The organism is Chitinophaga sp. H8, from assembly GCF_040567655.1.
In the GTDB taxonomy this organism is placed as follows: Bacteria; Bacteroidota; Bacteroidia; order Chitinophagales; family Chitinophagaceae; genus Chitinophaga; species Chitinophaga defluvii.
On record NZ_JBEXAC010000002.1, the window covers coordinates 2,039,049 to 2,054,206 of the forward strand.

The window sequence follows — 15,158 nt, forward strand, 5'->3', positions numbered from 1 at the left end:
AGCCGCGCCCGGCCTGTTATACGATTATTTAAAATCAATTATATGGAAAAACAATTCTTCCCCGGCTCCATCGTATCTGCGGATATTACGGTGCCGGATGCCGGTGCCCTGAAAGATTTTTATACCCAGGTGATCGGGTGGCAAACAGAAAACATGCCCATGAAAGATGAAACGGGCGACTATGCCGATTTTATTATGAAAGACACGGCGGGCAACTGGGTAGGTGGGGTATGCCATGCCAGAGGGGGCAACAGCGATCTGCCGCCGCAGTGGATCGTGTATGTAAATGTAGCCGATGTATTGCAGAGCATAGAAAAATGCCAGCAACTGGGTGGAAAAGTATTGAAAGAATCAAAGAATGAAGACGGGATCACCGCTTATGCGCTTATCCAGGACCCTGTAGGGGCGATTATTGCGATCACCCGGATGCATACCTGAGTGCAGCAGGCCTCATACCGGGTAACTTTGCGCCCAAAATCATCCGCTGACAAGTCAGGAATAACCCCCGTTCAGGAGGCCCCACACCGGGTTACCATTTTTTGCAGGAACTTTTTATCGAGCGGTGCTACGGCCAGCTCCAGTGCAAGCTGATAGGCACTCCTCGCTTTGTCAAACAGCCCCATTCTTCTATACAGATCCCCCTTGGCAGCGGGGAAAAGAAACGCTTTTTCCAATGCCGCCCTTTTTTCCAGTAACTCAATTTTTTTGATGCCCGCCGTCGTATTTTGAAGGTAGCTTTCCGCAATGATACGGTTCAGCGCGATATAGGGAGAATCAGGCTCCAGCACTTCCAGCTGCTGGTACAGGAACACGATTTTTTTCCAGTCGGTAGCCGCAAAAGTAGCGGCGGTGCAATGCAGGGAGGAGATCATCGCTTCCAGGTGAAAACGGCTGAGTGTATCCGATGCCGTAGCATTACTGAGATAATAAAACCCTTCTGCGATAAACACCTGATGCCACTGGCTGCGGTCCTGTTCTTCCAGCGTAAGCCACTCGCCGTCCTGGCTCAGGCGTGCCGGAAACCGGGAGAGGTTAAAAAACAGGAGGGCCAGCAGGGCATGTGTTTCGTGTGGCGTAGTATTGTTTGCATGCAGTAGCAGCTTGGCCAGCCGGATGGCTTCATAACACAGGTCGTTATTGATCCCCGCTTTGCCCCGCGTAGTTTTATAACCTTCGTTAAAGGTGAGGTAAAGGATGGTATGTAGGGTGCTGAGCTGTTTGGCCGACTGATAACTGCCTGGCTCCTGCAAAACATGACCCAGGCCCTTCAGGGAGAGCTTGCAGCGGGTCAGCGCTTTTTTTACAGCTTCGGCCTTCATCAACAGGGCATTGGCCAGCTCCGGCACCCCAAATCCGCAGAGGATATGCAGGGTGAGGAGGATGTTGTTCCGGACAGAAAAGCCCGGCTGGCAGCAGGCTACCAGCAGCTTGAACTGGCTGTCCTGAATGGCGTGGTCCGACAGATCAGGATCCTCTATATGCTCATCCGCCGTGGCTTCATACCCCGGTGGTAATCCCTGCGTTTTATGCGCTCTTTTAAAAGTGTTGATGGCTTTATTTTTGGCTACCTGCATCAGCCATCCGGAAGGGTTGTCCGGAATACCGGCAAAACGCCATCTGATAAGTGCTGTTTCAAAGGTATCCTGTATCACGTCCAGCACCAGGTCTATCTGGTGCAAGCCAAACATGCGCGACAGCACGGCGGCCATCTTTCCCGAGTTTTCCCGGAAAAGATGGGCCGTGAGCTGGTGAAGGTGCTGGTCAGGATCGTTATTGCCCGGGTGCATCATCTACCGGCATTATTTCCCTGATCTCCAAAGTAGCGCCCGCCATCAAAGCCGGGCAGCCTTTGGCAATCTCCGTAGCTGCTGCCAGCGATGTGGCCCGTAAAAAGTAATACCCACTGATGCATTCCTTGCTCTCCACAAAAGGCCCGTCTGTAACGATCTTATCCTTTCCTTTGATCACCGTACCTTCCTGCATCAACGGATTACTGCTGCTGAAATGACCGCTGTTGACCAGTGCTTCTACCCATTGAATATGTCTTTCAATGTCTTCCTGCATTTCCTGAGGTGTCATGGTGCCATAATCCGCATTTTCCCGGATCAGCATTAAAAATTCTTTCATAGCCTACAATTATCTGTTAAAAATGATGGTTTGCCTACATGACAAACGAATCAGGCATTTAGGGACAAAAGAAATAGAAATAGTTGAGTATACTTATAACCAGCCATATTTTTCAATCAGCCGGTCTTTTTGACTGCGCGATACAGGCATCTGGTCGCCGGTGATCATGGTCAGCATATTTTCGTTCCGGTTAAAGGACCTGACCAGATTGAGGTTGATGATATATTGCCGGTGGATGCGCAGGAAATATTGTTCTTCCAATACCTCCTGGATATCTTTCAGTTTACGGGTGATCAGCATTTTGCTGCCGTCATGCAATACCAGGTTGGAGTAATTACCGGATGCTTCTGCAAACACAATATCCTTGATATCAATAAAGGTGACGTTGTATTGGCCTGGTATGGCGATCTTGGTAATATGACCCTGGCGAAGCTGCTGCTTAAGGTTTTGCAATTGGCCACTTTGCAGGCGATGTTGTTTTGCTGCCCGCACAATTACAGCGTCCAGCTCCTCTTTGTTTACCGGCTTTACCAGGTAATCCAATGCACTAAAACGGAATGCCTTGATTGCAAATTGATTATATGCCGTGGCAAATACTACCTGGAAATCGGGATGCGGTATTTTTTCCAGTAATTCAAACCCATTCATCCGGGGCATTTCAATGTCAAGAAATAATAAGTCGGGCTGAAGCTGTGCGATCTCTGCTAATGCCTTGACCGGACTGGTAAAGGTGCCCACCACTACTACCTGGTCATATGCTTGTAGCATTAATTTCATGCTTTCTATGCTGTCTGTTTCATCATCTATCAGCACGGTGCGAATGGTATTCATGGTGTTGTTTTTATACAGGTATTTTAATGATAACCTCCGTGCCAGCCGGGGTGCCATTATGATACAGGTCGATAATGGTGACGGATGTAGTAATGTTATATTTCTGGTTGATAAGTTCCAGGCGTTCGTTGGTGATGTTCATGCCAAAGGATTTATGGATCACCGCCGATTTGCTCTTGAGCTCAGCAGCTTTAATACGCCCCACACCGTTATCTTTGATCGATGCAATCAATACCTCCTCCTTTTCCGAAAGGTGTATTTCTATCTTCCCGCCTTCTTCCTTGTGCATTAACCCATGCCATATGGCGTTTTCAATATAAGGCTGGATCAGCATAGGGGGCAGCTCGATATAATCGATATCAATGCTGTTATCTACTACAATTTCATAGCGCAGCTTATCTTTAAAGCGCATGGCTTCCATATCCATATACAGTCCTAACGATTCCAGCTCCTGTTGCAAAGTGATGCGCTCACTTTTGGAGTTTTCCAGCACCAGGCGCATCAGCCGGGAGAATTTGGAGAGGTATTCAGTGGCGGAAGCACTATCGTTTTTGGCGGCATACAGGCGTATGGAATTAAGGCAATTAAAAATGAAGTGTGGGTTCATTTGTGAACGTAACGAACTTAATGCGGCATCGCTCATCTTACTTTGAAATGCAGCAGCGGTACGCTCCTGTTCTGCCTTTTCCTTTGCCAGTTCTGCTTTCAGCCTGGCTTGCTGCACTTTGTTCCTGTAAAAGAAAAAGCCGCCGATACCTGCCAGCAGCAATAAGCCGGCAAGACTGTATAGCCATTGCTGTTGCAGTTTGGCCTTGCCAAGTTGGTTGATGTATTTTAAAGAATCCGCTTTTTTGTCGTAACCATACTGCATAGCCTGCCGCATCAGCTCCTGCTTCGTCTGGTCATTCTGGATACTGTCCCGTACCAATACATACTCCTGGTATCTTAACAGGGCGGTACTGTAATCTCCCGATAATGCCAATGCTTCCGACAGTAACCTGAGGTTGTCTTTGATACTTTCCGGTTGATGGATCTCCCTGGATAGTGCCAAAGACCGGGAAAAGTTGCTGATGGCCAGCTTCAGATACGCTGCTTTGCTTTTTACAACCGGATTACCGGCCGAAGGCCGGATACTGTCATTTTTGGCATTGTCAAGATAGACCCAGCCTATGTTCTGGAGATTATCTACTTCCAATGTAACCTGCCCTGCTGCCTTGCTTTGTTCCAATCCCCTGTTATACCATTCTAAAGCAGCGGTATAGTTGCCCTGCATTTTGTACACATTCCCTATATTACCAGTATTTCGTGCCACCCCTGTTTTGTCGTCCATCTCCTGGTAGATAGCCAGCGCTTGCTGATAGCTGCTCAGGGCCTCCGGATAACGTTTCTTGTCAAAAAGGATATTGGCGATATTCCCATTATTAAGGGCAATTAATTCCAGGTTATCAATCTCTTTGGCAATGGCGAGACTTTTTAAATAGTATTCCAGCGCCATATCATTATTGGCGGATCCTTCCTGTGCAAAATAAGTGTTGGCCACATTATTCAGGGCAGCAGCCATGCCGTATTTATCCTGTATTTTCTCGAACTGCCTTAATGTTTTGAAGTTGTATTCCTGCGCTTTGGCATAATTACTCATACTTTGATAATTGATGCTGATATGAAACAGCGCAATACCAATATTTCTCTGCGCTCCATCAGCTTCATATTGTTTCAGTGATTGCAGCTGGTAATCCAGCGCCTGCTGATACTTGCCCTGCTGCTGATAAATGATGGCCAGGTTGCCCAGGCAGGCGGCGATCCCTTTTTTGTTATGCCGCTGTTTAAAGATCTCCAGTGCCCGGTTATTGAATATAATGGCAGAATCAGCCAATGCCCGCGCATCAAACTGACCGGCTATATCAAACAAGGTCCAGGCAATTTCTTCCTGCCACTGCATTTGCGTTGCCAGCAAAAGGGCTGAACGGGCATACCCCATCCCTTCCTCATATTTCCCGGCTTCATTACTCCATTTGCTCAATGACATAAATATTTTCACTTTGCTGCTGTCCGACCGGGTGGCTGCAAGCTCATGCAACAGGCTGTCGATCTGCTTTTGCCCTGTGGCTGCTTGCGACCAGCATACTAACAATACGATAAGTAAACATCTGGGGAACATGGGGTTTGGATTTTTCTTTACTGAAGTTAATCAATATCGGAACGCAATCATAGCCCACATTGTACCAATTGCAGGAATGGGTGTATAAATGGGAGTAAGCCCTGTTTTAATAAGGTCTGTCCGGTAACCCGGCCCCCCGTTTTGCTGCTGCTCATACACCAAAACCAGTCATTCATACAATCAGCGTTTTTCTGAGCAGGTAATGGCGATAGTTTCGGGGGGATAATAAATATTCAACATCCCCAAATCTCAAATTGTTATGAAACCGATTTATGTAGCCTTTATCTTCTTTTTATTTGCTGCCTGCAAGTCCTGGCAGCCAGTTACCACAGATGCAGGTACAACTGTGCCGCGTAGCCGCCCGGTAGTATACCAGGACAATAACGGCCCTAATACCAGACCGGTAAAAGACAACGAAATATTTATCGCCCCACTGAATGGACAACTGCCCAATGGTAATTATTATATCGTCAATGTAAAAAGCGGTCTGGCACTGGAAGGCTCGGTGTCTGATAAGTCGGATATGGGACTGAAGCAATTGGAAAAAGGAAATGCACGGCAGGTTTTTGCTGTCCGGCAACAGCAGGGCAAATACCGGATCTCCATGGCTGGGGCGCATCACCTGCAACTCGTTTGTTACTGCGGTGGTGGATATGACCAGATGATCCTGAGTAACGAAAACAGGGATATGGCTTATAAAATTATTCATGCCGGAAATAATGAATGGCTTTTATCATTTACCGCTCAGTTGGGGAACTATGTATGCGTGAAGAAATATCAATCCGCAGCGTATACCCGTGTGGCAATGGGGGCGCAACTGAGAACCGGAGAATACCGCTGGAAATTTATTCCTGAAAATGAGATGAGTTTTTAACCCTAAAAATTAATACCATGCTTCATCCAGACGTTGTAAAATATTTCATGATATTATCTGTTGCATTGGCAGGATGCAAAAAAAATGCGAGCGAGCCTCCACAGCACTGTGACCGGGTAATCGCAGAATGGAAGGAAAATAAAAACCTCCGCTATGAATACAATGCCATCGGGAAAATACAATCGGTGATGAGAGAGGACTTTCCCGAAAAGACGCTATTGGCTTACGATGCCGAAGGAAGACTGATAAATTCCGGTACAAATACTTACCGCTATGAGAAGGAAGGCAAGAAAATCGTTGATGCGTACGGAAGTATTTATTTAATCAATAACAATAACCAGGTTATTTATTGGGAATATCCTCCGCAAAACAACCAGGTCAATAAAGGCACTTTCGAATATGATAACAATGGGTTTATGACGAAATCCAAAACCTATACTTATAATACCGCTGATTTGTCAAACTATACTGTTTTTCAGGACATTGTTTATACCAATACGGTACAGAACGGCAACCTGATACAGGCAAATGCATGGAAGAAACTGTACAGAGCCGGGCTGCCTGCAAACCTGACCACCTCATCGTTCAGATATACATACGATGCTGCCCGCCCCAATAATATACCCGATACCGATTACAGACCTTATAAATATGCAAAACGCAGTGCGGGATTACTACTGAGCGAAACGGACGGCACCACCACTAATAACTATACCTATAAGTTTGATACAAAGGGGCGTGTGGTGCAGGTAGACCGGATACAAGGCGGTACTATTGAAACCATACGAACCTTTAAATACCAATGTGAATAACCCCATAAATTATTTTGTTATGAAAAGTATTTTCCTGATCATCTCTTTGCTGGCGGGTAGTATTGCCGGCATCTCTGCGCAAAATTTCAGCGGAGGCATACAATTGGTAAGCGGACAAAAAGTGGTGGCGGCAAACTACCGCATCATTCCCGAAGCAACCGGCCGTTTTTATAGTAATTACAAGCCCAGGCTGATCGCTTTGGTGGAGGAGCATATTGTGGCCAATGTAAAACAAGCTGTTGACCAAAACGTTCGGGAACTAAATATCACTTTGCCCGATGTGGTAACCCTGGAAGCGGTAAACGAACCTGGTGGTTTTGCATTAAAAGTATGGCTGAAAGGCTGCCGTGCAACATTTAAAGTTACCACGCCCAATGCTACCCTTACCAATCCGTTTGGTGGCCTGGGCCGGGATTTTGATCCCAAATTTGTGCTGACATGGGATCAGGCGTTGGTGATTGCTTTTACAGATATCAATAGTGTGACAACATTTTATCCCAAAAATCCAAGATCAGAAACCGCCAATACAGCTATACATAAACCGAGGTTGATGGATAAATTTCTGGGACTGGCAGATAATGTTTCCAACTCCTTTACTGCGGGAGAAGGCTTTTTTCCTGATTTAAATCAGGCATCTGTAAATATCGCTGCCGTACTTAATACTACTATATTGATGGCTATTGGACAGGTACTTAAAAGCAAACCTTTTTTAGATGAGTTAAAACTGGATGGGGATGAAAAACTAACCGTAATGGCCGATATACGCCAGGGAAATATTATTGCAAAACATCCGCACAGTTATGCAGGAACTTTAGCACGCAGTGCAAAAACAACGCTGTCTGCTACCGATGCACATAACCCTGTGTTGCCTGTCATCGGTGGAGATGAAAAAGTTACAGATAAGCTGGTGAAAAAACCGTCAGGCGCACTTAATCCTCAACCATTGCCCCCTGCTCCTGCGCAAGTAAAGCCCTCGCCCAAACTTAATCCACAGCCTTTACCTCCCGCACCATTAAAACCCAGAAAGGTGAGTGTGAAAAGAGGTTGAGGGAGCCTTTTACGGAATTAAGGGGTGGTTGTTAACAAAGGCGCAGCTGGGAGATTATTGGATAAAAGGGTAGGCTGATTAGCTGAAATCCGGTGAACTTAAGCGCTAAAGTTTATGTACATTGTAAAGATAACTAATCGGGCAGCCGGTACTGTCAGTTCAGGTTGCTGCAAGTACTTAAACAAACTTATACCATGAAAAAAGTATTGTTGATAATGCTGTTGCTGCCTTTGATGTCCAGGGCACAGGAATTATACGATATTCCGGAGGGCGCCGCTACCCGCTGGATCTCTTTTGAAAACCCCACCGGGGCCAAAGGACGGGGGGCGATGGAAAACAAAGGAGGTAAAGGACATCCCTGTGATACCCTGCATGCCGGTGGCAGCAAAATACTGGCAGACATACAGGGAGCAGGTATCATCAACAGGATATGGATTACGATATCTAACAGAAGCCCGGCGGCATTACGTTCCATTCGTATTGAAATGTACTGGGACGGTGCCACAAAACCAGCCGTGGCTGTGCCGCTGGGCGATTTCTTTGGCGTAGGGCTTGGCCGCAGGCTCCCCTTCCAGAATGTATTCTTTTCTGATCCGGAGGGGCGTTCTTTCAACTGCAATATTCCCATGCCGTTTAATAAGCGGGCCAGGATTGTGCTGATCAATGAGGGCACAGAAAAACAAGCGTTGTTTTATGATGTGAACCTTACCACCGTAAAGCGGCATACGAAGGAAATTCTTTACTTCCACGCGTACTGGAGCAGTAATGCGGGCGCTGCGCTGGGACAGGATTTTAGCGTACTGCCCAAGGTGAGTGGTAAAGGCCGTTACCTGGGCGCCAACTTTGGCATAACAACGGATAAGTCTTACAGTGATACCTGGTTTGGAGAAGGAGAGGTGAAGATGTACCTGGACGGTGATACACAGTTTCCCACGCTGGCAGGCACCGGCACGGAGGATTATATCGGTACTGCCTGGGGACAGGGAGTTTTTGCGCACATGTACCAGGGGTGCCCTATCGCCGATAAGGAGAAAAGACAGTATGCCTTTTACCGTTATCATATTCCCGACCCGGTATATTTCCAATCCGATTGCCATGTTATCATACAACCCATGGGCGGCGGTACTACCGACCAGGTGAGGCAGTTGCTGAAAGCGGGTGCCCGGCTGAAGCCCGTATCAGTATCTACGGAAAAAGAAATCGTAAAACTGCTGGAGATGCCAGCACCACCTTCCTTGGAGAGCAATACATTCCCAAACGGATGGGTGAACTTTTACAGAGTGGATGATTATTCGGCTACCGCCTACTTCTACCTGGACAAACCGGAAAACGGATTGCCTGCACTGGCACCACTGAAAGTACGATTGTCAGGATTGTGATAAGAGAGGGCTGGCCAAAAAGTAAAATAAAGGCTTCGGGAGTCGCTTAAACGATCATCAGATACCCGAATAAATTAGGGCTGACCATTGCTTTTTGGTCAGCCTTTGATATGAACTGGAATCAACCCGGTATCCGGACTGTATCGGGCTATCTATTGTTTTCTTTCACGGTTTCATCCGCGCTTGCTATTAAAGGAGTTTTTTTTGACAAGCAAATAATCAGCAACCATTTTAGCAATAGTAGGCAACCCTTTTTTAAGCCACCTTTTTTTTAACGCTAAATCAGTAGCCATTACTATTTGATTGTCTTCCAGCATTACCAGGATGGTAGGTCTTTTCTCACCGTCATATAGGCATATCGTCTTGAAAGTGCTTCTATAATTGTTGATATGTTCTAAGTTTTTTTCATAAACGCCTTCAATTGTCCTGGCATCAACCGGATGTCCGCCTTCTTTCACTCGTTGTTTAACCCGCATCTTACAGTGTTTCACGTTGTCCAGGCATAAATAATTGAGCTGAATTTGGTATCCTCTATTTTCAAAGCGGTCTATATATTTCCAGTAATCGGGGTGAGATAGAGGTGTTTCCAGAACGAAGTGCTGATTAGAGTTAATAGCCTCATCCATTTTGGATAAAAGGAAATTCTCCATCATTTCGGCAGAACGGATATTTAATTGCTCAACAGATAGATTTTCATTCTTAAGCTCCCGCTCGAAACCGCTGCGTGTTAAATCCCTATCGAAAGGGAGAACACCTTCAAAAAGAGTGGGTAGCATTGATTCAATATGAGTAGACTTGCCTGCTCCATTGGGGCCAGAAATAACAAGCAGGGTGGGTTTAGAGTAATCCATTCTCTTTCATGAACTTTTCCCTGACAACATTAGCCTCTCTATCAGTTAAGCGACGTATAAACTTGGTTTCAATTTCAGCACCAATTGTATAAACTTCCTGAATCTCAATGCGACCATCTGCAAATTCATAAAATCCTTGTCCTTCGGGTAATTGATCTGATAGAATCAAAAAGGGAAGATTATTGCCAAAATTTCTTTTTCTTAATCGATCAATTGTGGCTGCAAATTTTTTATCCTGTGCCGCTATTTCATATTCTAAATCTGTCATGCGTAAAGGTGTGAATAAGTTGAGGTATTCCCACGTAAATGTACTGAAATTTATGCGCAAATCCAATTTCGGTTTTAGAATCAATTTTCTATATAAAATATTGATAATTATACTGTTATGGTGTATTGTTTACCTCGTTTTCAGATAAAGAAAACTGTTCAGGTATTTGAGCAATAGATTGGTTGTTGTATAGCTGTTTTGAGTTATGTGGCTATTGCAATTACACCAATAAGCTGCCACCATCAACCACGATTATCTGACCTGTGGTAAAACTACCGCGCATCAGGTAGAGGTAAGCTTCGGCAAGCTCTTTCGGATTACCGACCCTGCCGGTTAATAATTTGCTGCCTACCCTGTTGAAAAAAGCTTCCCGCGCTGCTTCCGGCATATCTGCCAGGAGGTTGGTCCTCACCGTTCCTGCACAAACCGCATTCACTCTTATAGGGGCAAGTTCAATAGCAAGTGCACGGGTAAGCCCTTCAATAGCGCCCGCCATGCCTGCAATCACAAGTGCCCCTTTCCTTGGCCTTCTCCCAAGTGCGCCGGTCGTGAGCGTAATGGAGCCACCCTCTCTGATCTGTGGTGCCCCATGTTTTGCCGCCATAATTGCCCCCCAAAATCGCAGGTGAATAGCTTGTTTTGCGTCATCAATATCCAATTCAGGCAATTCACTAAACTTCAAGCTATCGCCTGCCGTAAAAATGAGGTGGTCAAATTCGCCTGTCTTTTTAAAAAGCTGCGCTACCTGCTTTTCATCCCCAAGATCTGCGGTGAAACCTTTACTGCTTTCTGGTAAAACAGTTAAAGCCTCCTCCACCTTTTGCTGGCTGCTCGACACCACCACTACCGACGCACCTTCATCTGCTGCTGCTATTGCTGTCTCTAAACCAATGCCTGATGTGCCACCCAGCAAGATGATTTTTTTACCTGATAAACTGCTTATGCTGTTATTTTTCATGCCACTGATTATTTCATAATTTTAATCGGACAAAACTATTGTACGAATACTAAACTTTTACTATTCGTTACCTTCAGGAAAGTGACTTCTATGGCGAAACTTACATGTGAATCAACACCTGCTATTGACAGGCAACTAGCCTTAATGGATGCCATTGAGTTGCTAAGTGGCAAATGGAAAATTGTTATTCTGCGGTGTTTATACCTTAATGGAGCCATGCGGTTCAAAGACCTGCAAGAGACGGCGAAGGGAATAACACCCAAAGTGTTGTCAAAGGAATTGCAGCAATTAGAAGAAAATCTGCTGCTTACCAGAACAGTGAACAACACAAAACCTATTACAGTAACCTATACACTTACTGACCATGCTACTGAAACCCTGCCTGTCATTCATGCTTTAATTGAATTTGGGTTGAAGCATAGAAAGCAGATTAAAAGCAAATGGTTATAAAATGGGCTTGTTTTGTTACAGAGTAGTAACTAAAATGGGCTTGTTTTGTTACAATATTAGCCTATATTTGCCCTTGTTTTAAGACAATTTCATCATGGCTTTTAAAAGAAGTGTCGAAACATATCTCCATGACTGGAAAATTAATCCTTCCCGTAAACCACTGATTATCAGAGGCGCCAGACAAGTTGGGAAAACGACTTTGGTAAAGGATTTTGCCAGGTCTTATGCTCATTTTATCATGCTTAATCTGGAAAAAGCAACTGACAGGAGATATTTTGAGGATTTTGATGATGTAAAAACAATCTGTGAAGCGCTGTTTTTAACCTATAATATTCCTTTATTGGAAATACACAACACTTTGTTGTTTATTGATGAAATCCAGGAAAGTCCGAAAGCTATTCAGTTGCTGCGTTTCTTTTATGAAGAAATGCCTGCTTTACACATTATCAGCGCTGGATCACTATTAGAATTTGCTATTCAAAGGGTAAAAAATTTTCCTGTTGGAAGGGTGGAATTTTTATATCTCCATCCAATGAATTTCGAGGAGTATCTGGAGGCAATAGGAAGGGAGGCTATCATTGAACAATTAAAAATGGTTCCTGTAAAACCAGCTGCTCATCAAGTTTTAATGGATCAATTTCACCGGTATGCTATTATTGGCGGAATGCCTGAAATAATTAAAACAGATATCGATAAAAACAATCTGGCAGATCTTACAAGAATATATGAAAGCATATGGGGAACGTATAAAAATGATGTAGAGAAATATACAACCAGTGACAATGAAAGAAAGATCATTAAACATATTATGGATACTGCTCCACTTTATTTGGACGAGCGGGTTAAATTCCAGGGATTTGGTAATTCCTCCTACCGGTCAAGAGAAGTAAGCGAGGCATTCAGAACGCTGGAAGACGCAAAAATTATTCGTTTAATTTACCCTACAACAGATATGCAACCACCTCCCAGAGCAGATCTTAAAAAATCGCCGCGATTTCAGATCCTGGATACGGGGCTTGTTAATTATACGTTGTCCATTCAGGCGCAGATGTTAGGTATGAATGATTTAAGTAGTGCTTATAAGGGCGCTGTAATACCTCATTTGATTACACAGGAACTCATATCACTACAAACAATATCCCCTAATAATCCAAATTTTTGGGTAAGAGAGAAATCACAATCAAATGCGGAAGTTGATCTGGTGCTGGTGCATCGTGAATTTTTAATTCCTGTAGAAATAAAATCAGGTAGTACCGGTTCTCTTCGATCACTTCATCAATTTATAGATGCTGCTGATCATCCCTATGCTATCAGAATTTACGGGGGAGCCTTCTCTATTGAAAAAGCAATCACACCCAATAAAACGTCTTATTTATTAATGAATCTTCCTTACTATTTGGGTACACAACTGCCTGCTTATTTAACGTGGCTGGTTCAACAGGAAGTCATATAGATTTTTGGGAAGGAGATTGTCCTGGTGGCTCATAGTACGCTCCACTCAACAATTACTATTGTTTCGTACTTTTTTTTATATTCGTCATCCGAAATTCGTGTATGTCGATTTACAGCAGCCTTAGTGACCAGGATCTGATTGTCTTATTGAAAAAGGACAATGAAACTGCCTTTCAGGAACTTTATGAACGGTATAAGGGCATACTGCATGTACACGCGTATAAGAAACTGGGCGACTTTGAAGATGCAAAAGATGTCGTGCAGGAGCTGTTTACCGCATTATGGGACAAGCGCCTTGCGTTGCCCGAAACCAGTAATTTTGCCGGTTACCTCTACAGTGGTATACGAAACCGGATATTCAACATCTTTGCGCACAATGACGTAAAATCCCAATATGCAACGTCTTATCAACAATATAACAGCGAATTGACCTGCACCACCGATGAAAGTGTGCGGGCCGTTGAGCTGGCGGCCCAGATCGAACGGGAGATCAGTGCATTGCCGGAAAAAATGCGCGAAGTATTTCTCCTGAGCAGACAGGGCAACCTGAGCCACAAAGAAATCGCTGAAAGACTTTCCATCTCCGAACAAACCTCCAGGAACCACATCAAAAAAGCGCTGAAAGTATTGCGCAACCGGTTAGATACACTGGTGTACCTGTTTTTTTATTAAAAATTTTTGCGGGCAGTAGCCCATGACCCTCACTTGGCTGTCTTGTTATAGGAATGAACTATAAGAGGATGCAAAAACAAGCGTTTCAGGCATTGCTGGACAAATACCTTTCCGGAAATTGTTCCGCCGAAGAGCGGGCCACTTTAGAAATGTGGTATTTAACTTATGAGGCAAAGGACCTGCCTCCGCTGTCACCCGCACAGCTGGAAGAGATCCGGCAATCCGCGGCGCCACATATCCAGCGCACCGCCCGCAGGAGTTGGCTGCGTTGGGCAGCCGCTGCTGCGGTGCTTGTTGCGGTGGCTATCGGAGCATATATGTACCAGGCTAATCATGATCGTGGCATTACAGTGGAACAGCTGGCCGCAGGACAAGATGTTGCGCCAGGCGAACGCCGCGCATTTCTGACACTGGCCAATGGCCGCCGTATTGATCTGAATGAGCAGCAAGGTGGTATAGCGGTAGATTCGCTGGGCGTTTCGTATTTAGACGGAACACCGGTGGCTGGTGCAGCAGGAACAGCGGAAACGTCTGCTCTCATTACCATGAGTACGCCTAAAGGAGGTGGGTACCGGGTAACACTTCCGGATGGTACCAGGGTATGGCTGAATGCAGCATCGTCGCTCAGGTATCCCAGCCGGTTTGCTGCGGATCACCGCGAAGTGGAACTTACCGGAGAAGCATTTTTCGAAGTGCAAAAGGTCCTGAATACGGCTAATGAACGTATTCCATTCCTGGTAAAAACTGCTCACCAGACTGTGCGCGTGCTGGGTACGCAATTCAATGTAACGGCATATACAGAAGAAACTACTGAAGCAACCACCGTAGTGGAAGGCGTGGTGGAAGTAACGGCTACGGATGCAGGAAAACCTGCCCGTATTATACCGGGAGAGCAGGCGCTTGTCCAGGATAACAACGTATCAAAACACACCGCCAACCTGGAGCAGGTGACCGCCTGGAAAAATGGCAACTTCTTTTTTGATAATGAACCACTGGAAACTGTCATGCGCAAAATTTCAACTTGGTATGATGTAACCGTGGTCTTTGAGGATGCCATTGCCGGAGAGAAATTTTATGGAATCATCGCAAGGGAAAAGAAACTGAGCCAGGTACTGAAAATGTTGGAAAAGACTAAAACGGTGCAGTTTATGATAAAAGGAAATACCATACACATCTATAAACGTTAATACACTACAACAGGAATCAACTTAAATCAACAGGAATCAACTAAAATCAAAAAGCCAGATTCCGATTGGCGTCGAAAACTGGCTGGCGTTT

Annotated in this window: 16 protein-coding genes; 9 read left to right on the plus strand and 7 right to left on the minus strand. The window is 45.1% G+C overall.

The genetic code is table 11. From position 1 onward, the window contains the following. Positions 1–42 precede the first annotated feature (42 nt). Positions 43–438, plus strand: a complete 396-nt coding sequence (locus ABR189_RS22110) for a VOC family protein (protein ID WP_354662661.1) — start codon at positions 43–45, stop codon at positions 436–438. Between the two features lie 71 nt (positions 439–509). On the opposite strand, the gene ABR189_RS22115 is transcribed toward ABR189_RS22110, so the two are convergent. The 4 genes from ABR189_RS22115 to ABR189_RS22130 all read right to left on the minus strand — a co-directional run bounded on the left by ABR189_RS22115 (position 510) and on the right by ABR189_RS22130 (position 5,116). Further along, positions 510–1,790 (minus strand): RNA polymerase sigma factor, encoded by a 1,281-nt coding sequence (locus ABR189_RS22115; RefSeq protein ID WP_354662662.1) that lies wholly within the window; start codon positions 1,788–1,790, stop codon positions 510–512. Further along, positions 1,771–2,127, minus strand: a complete 357-nt coding sequence (locus ABR189_RS22120; RefSeq protein WP_354662663.1) for a YciI family protein — start codon at positions 2,125–2,127, stop codon at positions 1,771–1,773. Before ABR189_RS22120 ends, ABR189_RS22115 begins: the two co-directional genes overlap by 20 nt. A 93-nt stretch (positions 2,128–2,220) precedes the next feature. Continuing rightward, positions 2,221–2,958: a LytR/AlgR family response regulator transcription factor gene (locus tag ABR189_RS22125; protein WP_354662664.1), complete on the minus strand. Its 738-nt coding sequence runs from the start codon at positions 2,956–2,958 to the stop codon at positions 2,221–2,223. A 10-nt stretch (positions 2,959–2,968) separates the two neighbouring features. Continuing rightward, a complete protein-coding gene (locus ABR189_RS22130) occupies positions 2,969–5,116 on the minus strand; it encodes a tetratricopeptide repeat-containing sensor histidine kinase (protein WP_354662665.1) in 2,148 nt (715 codons plus the stop codon). A 259-nt stretch (positions 5,117–5,375) separates the two neighbouring features. Between ABR189_RS22130 and ABR189_RS22135 the strand changes: the two genes are divergently transcribed. The 4 genes from ABR189_RS22135 to ABR189_RS22150 all read left to right on the plus strand — a co-directional run bounded on the left by ABR189_RS22135 (position 5,376) and on the right by ABR189_RS22150 (position 9,229). Next, positions 5,376–5,990: a hypothetical protein gene (locus tag ABR189_RS22135; protein ID WP_354662666.1), complete on the plus strand. Its 615-nt coding sequence runs from the start codon at positions 5,376–5,378 to the stop codon at positions 5,988–5,990. Between the two features lie 17 nt (positions 5,991–6,007). Next, positions 6,008–6,802: a hypothetical protein gene (locus ABR189_RS22140; protein WP_354662667.1), complete on the plus strand. Its 795-nt coding sequence runs from the start codon at positions 6,008–6,010 to the stop codon at positions 6,800–6,802. A gap of 19 nt (positions 6,803–6,821) precedes the next feature. Beyond that, a complete protein-coding gene (locus tag ABR189_RS22145; protein ID WP_354662668.1) occupies positions 6,822–7,850 on the plus strand; it encodes a hypothetical protein in 1,029 nt (342 codons plus the stop codon). A gap of 194 nt (positions 7,851–8,044) precedes the next feature. Then, positions 8,045–9,229: a glycoside hydrolase family 172 protein gene (locus tag ABR189_RS22150; protein WP_354662669.1), complete on the plus strand. Its 1,185-nt coding sequence runs from the start codon at positions 8,045–8,047 to the stop codon at positions 9,227–9,229. A gap of 173 nt (positions 9,230–9,402) precedes the next feature. Here the strand turns inward: ABR189_RS22150 and ABR189_RS22155 are convergent, their stop codons facing one another. The 3 genes from ABR189_RS22155 to ABR189_RS22165 all read right to left on the minus strand — a co-directional run bounded on the left by ABR189_RS22155 (position 9,403) and on the right by ABR189_RS22165 (position 11,306). After that, complete coding sequence (locus ABR189_RS22155; protein WP_354662670.1) at positions 9,403–10,080, minus strand: ATPase; 678 nt, start codon at positions 10,078–10,080, stop codon at positions 9,403–9,405. After that, positions 10,067–10,348 carry a hypothetical protein gene (locus ABR189_RS22160; RefSeq protein ID WP_354662671.1) on the minus strand — a complete coding sequence of 94 codons (282 nt, stop codon included), beginning with the start codon at positions 10,346–10,348 and terminating at the stop codon, positions 10,067–10,069. The genes ABR189_RS22155 and ABR189_RS22160 overlap by 14 nt, the downstream gene beginning before the upstream one ends. 220 nt (positions 10,349–10,568) lie before the next feature. After that, positions 10,569–11,306 carry an SDR family oxidoreductase gene (locus tag ABR189_RS22165; protein WP_354662672.1) on the minus strand — a complete coding sequence of 246 codons (738 nt, stop codon included), beginning with the start codon at positions 11,304–11,306 and terminating at the stop codon, positions 10,569–10,571. A 90-nt stretch (positions 11,307–11,396) separates the two neighbouring features. Between ABR189_RS22165 and ABR189_RS22170 the strand changes: the two genes are divergently transcribed. The 4 genes from ABR189_RS22170 (at position 11,397) to ABR189_RS22185 (ending at position 15,067) form a co-directional block, all read left to right on the plus strand. Next, positions 11,397–11,756 carry a winged helix-turn-helix transcriptional regulator gene (locus ABR189_RS22170; RefSeq protein WP_354662673.1) on the plus strand — a complete coding sequence of 120 codons (360 nt, stop codon included), beginning with the start codon at positions 11,397–11,399 and terminating at the stop codon, positions 11,754–11,756. Positions 11,757–11,850: 94 nt separating this feature from the next. Continuing rightward, positions 11,851–13,209, plus strand: coding sequence for an ATP-binding protein (locus ABR189_RS22175; RefSeq protein WP_354662674.1), 1,359 nt, complete (start codon positions 11,851–11,853; stop codon positions 13,207–13,209). A 101-nt stretch (positions 13,210–13,310) separates the two neighbouring features. Next, on the plus strand, positions 13,311–13,880 hold the full coding sequence (locus tag ABR189_RS22180) for an RNA polymerase sigma factor (protein ID WP_354662675.1): 570 nt from the start codon (positions 13,311–13,313) through the stop codon (positions 13,878–13,880). Positions 13,881–13,948: 68 nt separating this feature from the next. After that, entirely contained in the window at positions 13,949–15,067 is a 1,119-nt protein-coding gene (locus ABR189_RS22185; RefSeq protein WP_354662676.1) for a FecR family protein, read from the plus strand. Positions 15,068–15,158: the final 91 nt, after the last annotated feature.

What these genes read in the sequence shown, in the direction of transcription:
- ABR189_RS22135 (WP_354662666.1), top strand. Translation starts at nt 5,376, where the DNA reads ATGAAACCGATTTATGTAGCCTTTATCTTCTTTTTATTTGCTGCCTGC.
- ABR189_RS22130 (WP_354662665.1), bottom strand. Translation starts at nt 5,116, where the DNA reads ATGTTCCCCAGATGTTTACTTATCGTATTGTTAGTATGCTGGTCGCAA.
- ABR189_RS22155 (WP_354662670.1), bottom strand. Translation starts at nt 10,080, where the DNA reads ATGGATTACTCTAAACCCACCCTGCTTGTTATTTCTGGCCCCAATGGA.
- ABR189_RS22125 (WP_354662664.1), bottom strand. Translation starts at nt 2,958, where the DNA reads ATGAATACCATTCGCACCGTGCTGATAGATGATGAAACAGACAGCATA.
- ABR189_RS22150 (WP_354662669.1), top strand. Translation starts at nt 8,045, where the DNA reads ATGAAAAAAGTATTGTTGATAATGCTGTTGCTGCCTTTGATGTCCAGG.
- ABR189_RS22170 (WP_354662673.1), top strand. Translation starts at nt 11,397, where the DNA reads ATGGCGAAACTTACATGTGAATCAACACCTGCTATTGACAGGCAACTA.
- ABR189_RS22115 (WP_354662662.1), bottom strand. Translation starts at nt 1,790, where the DNA reads ATGATGCACCCGGGCAATAACGATCCTGACCAGCACCTTCACCAGCTC.
- ABR189_RS22180 (WP_354662675.1), top strand. Translation starts at nt 13,311, where the DNA reads ATGTCGATTTACAGCAGCCTTAGTGACCAGGATCTGATTGTCTTATTG.
- ABR189_RS22160 (WP_354662671.1), bottom strand. Translation starts at nt 10,348, where the DNA reads ATGACAGATTTAGAATATGAAATAGCGGCACAGGATAAAAAATTTGCA.
- ABR189_RS22145 (WP_354662668.1), top strand. Translation starts at nt 6,822, where the DNA reads ATGAAAAGTATTTTCCTGATCATCTCTTTGCTGGCGGGTAGTATTGCC.
- ABR189_RS22185 (WP_354662676.1), top strand. Translation starts at nt 13,949, where the DNA reads ATGCAAAAACAAGCGTTTCAGGCATTGCTGGACAAATACCTTTCCGGA.
- ABR189_RS22110 (WP_354662661.1), top strand. Translation starts at nt 43, where the DNA reads ATGGAAAAACAATTCTTCCCCGGCTCCATCGTATCTGCGGATATTACG.
- ABR189_RS22120 (WP_354662663.1), bottom strand. Translation starts at nt 2,127, where the DNA reads ATGAAAGAATTTTTAATGCTGATCCGGGAAAATGCGGATTATGGCACC.
- ABR189_RS22165 (WP_354662672.1), bottom strand. Translation starts at nt 11,306, where the DNA reads ATGAAAAATAACAGCATAAGCAGTTTATCAGGTAAAAAAATCATCTTG.
- ABR189_RS22140 (WP_354662667.1), top strand. Translation starts at nt 6,008, where the DNA reads ATGCTTCATCCAGACGTTGTAAAATATTTCATGATATTATCTGTTGCA.
- ABR189_RS22175 (WP_354662674.1), top strand. Translation starts at nt 11,851, where the DNA reads ATGGCTTTTAAAAGAAGTGTCGAAACATATCTCCATGACTGGAAAATT.